This is a genomic window from Micromonospora sp. DT228 (assembly GCF_049841595.1).
Lineage (GTDB): Bacteria > Actinomycetota > Actinomycetes > Mycobacteriales > Micromonosporaceae > Micromonospora.
Genome location: NZ_JBNCKO010000082.1, coordinates 1 through 309 on the forward strand (window position 1 = coordinate 1; position 309 = coordinate 309).

The window sequence follows — 309 nt, forward strand, 5'->3', positions numbered from 1 at the left end:
TCCGGGATGTCCCGCCACGGCGCACCGACCCGGGTCCGCCACCTGATCCCATCAATGAGCTGCCGTTTCGTCCACGCTGACGGCCGACCCGGCCTACGTCCCACGGGCAGCAACGGCTCCAGCGCCGCCCACTGCACGTCGGTCAGGTCATGCCGCCTCGTCACCGCTAAAGTAGCCACGAGGTCTCCGTGCCGATGGTCTTCTTCGTCGATGAACCATCTACCGGAGACCTCGCTACTTATCGATCACCGCCACGCCGAAACTTCCTCACCCTCGGGCACCTGCAGCCGACTTCGACACAGCCCCTAG

1 protein-coding gene is annotated in these 309 nt (G+C 65.4%); it reads right to left on the minus strand.

All coding sequences use genetic code 11. The annotated features are described in order from the left end of the window. A partial coding sequence (locus ACLQ29_RS35515; RefSeq protein WP_425775722.1) for a transposase occupies positions 1 to 179 on the minus strand: 179 nt, incomplete at its 3' end. Between the last annotated feature and the right edge of the window lie 130 nt (positions 180 to 309).